Annotated in this window: 4 protein-coding genes; 3 read left to right on the plus strand and 1 reads right to left on the minus strand. The window is 48.6% G+C overall.

Features of this window, described 5'->3' with window-relative positions:
- Window positions 1-310 precede the first annotated feature (310 nt).
- Window positions 311-1,276, plus strand: coding sequence for a hypothetical protein (locus tag KDK15_RS08170; RefSeq protein ID WP_257294864.1), 966 nt, complete (start codon window positions 311-313; stop codon window positions 1,274-1,276).
- A gap of 153 nt (window positions 1,277-1,429) precedes the next feature.
- The gene (locus KDK15_RS08175) at window positions 1,430-2,188 is read left to right on the plus strand and encodes a TlyA family RNA methyltransferase (RefSeq protein WP_257294865.1); all 759 of its coding nucleotides are present in this window, start codon (window positions 1,430-1,432) and stop codon (window positions 2,186-2,188) included.
- On the opposite strand, the gene KDK15_RS08180 is transcribed toward KDK15_RS08175, so the two are convergent.
- Window positions 2,189-2,569 (minus strand): hypothetical protein, encoded by a 381-nt coding sequence (locus tag KDK15_RS08180; RefSeq protein ID WP_257294866.1) that lies wholly within the window; start codon window positions 2,567-2,569, stop codon window positions 2,189-2,191.
- A 252-nt stretch (window positions 2,570-2,821) separates the two neighbouring features.
- Here KDK15_RS08180 and KDK15_RS08185 point away from each other — a divergent pair, with 252 nt between their 5' ends.
- Entirely contained in the window at window positions 2,822-3,421 is a 600-nt protein-coding gene (locus tag KDK15_RS08185; protein WP_257294867.1) for a tyrosine-protein phosphatase, read from the plus strand.
- The last annotated feature ends 310 nt before the right edge of the window (window positions 3,422-3,731 follow it).

A 3,731-nucleotide genomic window follows, 5' to 3' on the forward strand; every position in this document is an offset into this window, starting at 1 on the left:
CTGAATAAAGACTGTGCCAATCACCCTTCGACTCCGCTCAGGGTGAACGGAGATTGTACACATCAAACTCATTCCAGGACCCATGTTGGTAACGAGCTGGTCAGAAAAGGAATGCTCAAGGGCCAGTTATTGAATTGTTGATCAGCTTTCTGAATGAGTCCGCTGATATTTTACGCTTACTTGACGGTGTGTGTGATTAAACAGGGGAACTGGTGATTCCTTTTATCACTCTAAATACTCGGTTTGTGTCTGTCATTCCAATAACGGTTGGAATCATCCAGCTGCTCTTGGATTTTCAGGGGAGTGAGGTATGAAAGCGTTAGGCGTCAAAACAACTGGTTCACGAAATCTGACGCAGCCCGCCCCCGCAGGGGAAGTCGGCCGTTTTCAGAGAGCGAGAGCCTGGGTGTGGGATGTTTGTGTTCCTGCGACCCAAAAGCTGTTGCCTGTTGTTGAAAGCACTTACCGGGAGAATAAAACCTGGTGTGATGGATTGGGAGGGGTGGCCGTCTGTGTTGGTGTTTGCACCGGTATGATTTCTCTCCCTACGCTTTGTTTCCTTGGGACTGGCTTTGCCGCGGGGGCACTTTACTGTCGTGGCTCAATGAAGGAAGAAAGTAGCACTGATTTGACGCTTAATGATCCTTCGCCCGGACTCTCAGGAAATGATCGATGCTCAAAACAAGACATTGTCGCACTAATGAAAATCATTGATGATCTGCTGATGAAATTTTCAGATTTGAATGCCAGGGTGGATGGTTTGACTGCAGAGAGGACGATTGCTGCGTTTAATCGATTGAATAAAGATGCATCCAAAAAGAAGGGAGCAATAGCACAAGGCCTACCGGATGATATCAGTCTGAAAGAAGCCTTACAGATTGCCTGTTTGATAAGACCTCGCATCTTTCTTACCTTGCTGCATGAGTTTTCAGGAGTGAACTCAGCAGGAGAAGATATGGGTGCAATTGTCAGTGAGATTCTGGGAGAGAGTTTTCACAACCCAGGCCCTGAAATACGTCGAAAGCGTCGAGCCGATTATGAACAATTGGCGGACGTTTTTCTTGGTTCAGGCAAAGCGGATTCTCAGAGAAAAAGAGGGTGGCCTATGTCGCAAAAGGTTCAGGTTGATCTTCTTCACGGGATAACTGCTCCGTGGGTTATAGCGGATGAAGGCAGGGCGCATGAGGTAATGCATAAAATAGATAAGGTCGCCAGTTTGGCACTTCATCAGTGGAAAACGGCTCATAAAGGCATGGATGAAGCGGGCTTTCGTTAATTGTTTCAGTATATGTGATGGTGGAATTGGTATTATTACCCTGACAGATTTCAGTTAAATCCTCGTAGTGGGTATGGCCACGGCATTACCTGAACTGGTTTGCGACTGGTGTATAATGCCGGATCAGTTGTCGTTTTTATTTAAAGTTTTTTTATGCGCAGACTCGATCTTATTCTTGTGGATCAGGGTAAAGTTTCTTCGCGAAGTCGAGCCCAGCGATTAATCAGTGAAGGCAGGGTGAAAGTCCGGCAGTCAGGTGGCTGGGAAACGCCGGGCAAGGCGGGTCAGAAATACCCTGACTGGGTTGAGATTGATATCTGTCAGGATGAGGCTGACCAATTTGTCTCCCGGGGCGGGATGAAACTGGCCGGAGCACTGGCGATATCAGGTATATCCCTGACAGGAGCAACCGTGATTGATGTTGGCCAGTCTACCGGCGGGTTTACGGATTGTGCTTTAAAGACGGGGGCGTCCAGAGTCGTCGGGGTTGAAGTGGGGCATGGCCAGCTGGTCGAGTCGCTGCGTCATGATCCCAGAGTGGTTTGTCTTGAAGGGATGAATGCCCGTGCATTGCCTGCTGCGCTGCTTGACCATACGGATCAGCAACAGGGATTTGATCTTGCGGTTATGGATGTGTCGTTTATTTCCCAAACCAGAATTTTGCCGTCGCTGGTGCCTCTGCTAAAAAAGGGAGGGCAGCTGCTGAGCCTGGTTAAACCTCAGTTTGAAGTGGGGCCGGGTGGTCTGGGTAAGGGAGGGATTGTCAGGGATTCGGGATTGTATCCAGAGGTTGAGCAGTCAATCAAAGCTTGCTGCATTGAGCTTGGTTTACAGGTTAGAGGTTACTTTGACAGTCCGATTACCGGTGGTGATGGTAATCGTGAGTTTTTTATCTGGGCTCAGCGCCATTGATCATGGGCCCAGTTTCCATATTTTGATGGGCAGTGTGTAGTGTTTGATAACGGTCTGCAGTCGTTGCCAGTGTGCCTGATCTTCTGCCTTTTTGAGAATCAGAACAATGCCCGCTTTTTTTCCGGTCAGCATGCTGTAGTTTAATGACTGACCGATTGCCTCCGGCCACTTTCGGGCAAATTCAATCTCAATGGCGTATTGAACGGTAAGGCAGTCAATACGTCGGCCGTCTTTTAGCCGGTGTTCTACTTTACCATCCATCCCTTCACACCAGACCTGCTGATACCACGACTCTGAGGGTTGTGCCCGGCTCACCGCAGCTGATGCCGACATGGTCAACGCTAAAATGGGGCTGGCAATTTTGTTGAGTGCTTTGGTCATGAAGCTTTCTGAGGCCTTTTCAGACTGTTTGCATCGGCAGTATCGCGAAAAAAAGGAGGTGGCTGTGGTTGGAATATTATGTCGAAAGGATTTGGAGTTTCAGGCTGCTCAGATGATTAGCTAATTTAGAAAAAAAACAACGATGTGCTAGTTTTAAGAACACCCTGTCAAGCAATGATTGAGGTTAGTGTGATGTACTTTTTCAAGCTTCGTCGATTCTGGATCCCTTCCCTGTTTTTCCTAGCACTCAATATGTTCTCACAAAGTGCCCTTACCGACCATGAGGAAGCCTGCGACTGGGGACTGAACAGAGTCACGGCTTATGAATGCGGTTTTCGCGGAGCCCTTCCGCCAACAGCTGATGAATGGAACCATCAGTTTTATGAGGTTCTTGGCAAGAGAGATGGCTTGAAAACCTGGCTGGTTCGTTATGACGATCACTTCTACCGGGGAGGTGAACTGGAAAGTATTGATGGTGCCCACAGCCTTGCCAAACTCGGTATAAAAACTGTCTTTGCTATCACCTCTGCTGATAAAGAACGTGAATGGCTGGAAAGTGTGGGTATTAAAGTTGTTGATTTATCCTTTGACAAGAATGCCAGCCTTGGTCAAAGTCAAGTCCGCCACATTGCTGAACAATTAAATGCCCATCCTTCTCCGGTATATGTCCACTGCGTCGGAGGCACTCAGCGTGGCGGTGTGGTGGGTGTTATTTACCGCCTTTACCACGGTTGGGATCCAGGCCAGGCACTGCTGGAATTCGCTTACCTGGGTGGCTCTTTGAAAGCCAATAATAATACCCTTAAGGCTGTTCTGAAGACATTATCTTCAACTTTAGGTATGCAGAACTGATCTCTCAATAACTGGATGCTGTCGCGAAACCTGAAGGTGGGTCTCTCCGTGTAGGTCGGCTCCTAAAGGCACCCGCAGGGCATAATAGCCAACACCCGAACCCCAACCGCCATGCACCATGATCTCTGAGTTTCATAGGGGGATGGCGGTGGGGTCACGAGTCGGCTTTTATGCCCTGTGGGTGCGCATGCGAACCGACCTACATTGAGACCGTTTTTCCGGATTTTGCGACAACCTCAACTGGCACATCATCTTCTAGTAGGAGGCTGTCCGAGAATAGTCTGCCCTACTGCGGTTGCGATAAATTGGT

The sequence above is a fragment of the Endozoicomonas sp. YOMI1 genome (assembly GCF_024606345.1).
Lineage (GTDB): Bacteria > Pseudomonadota > Gammaproteobacteria > Pseudomonadales > Endozoicomonadaceae > Endozoicomonas.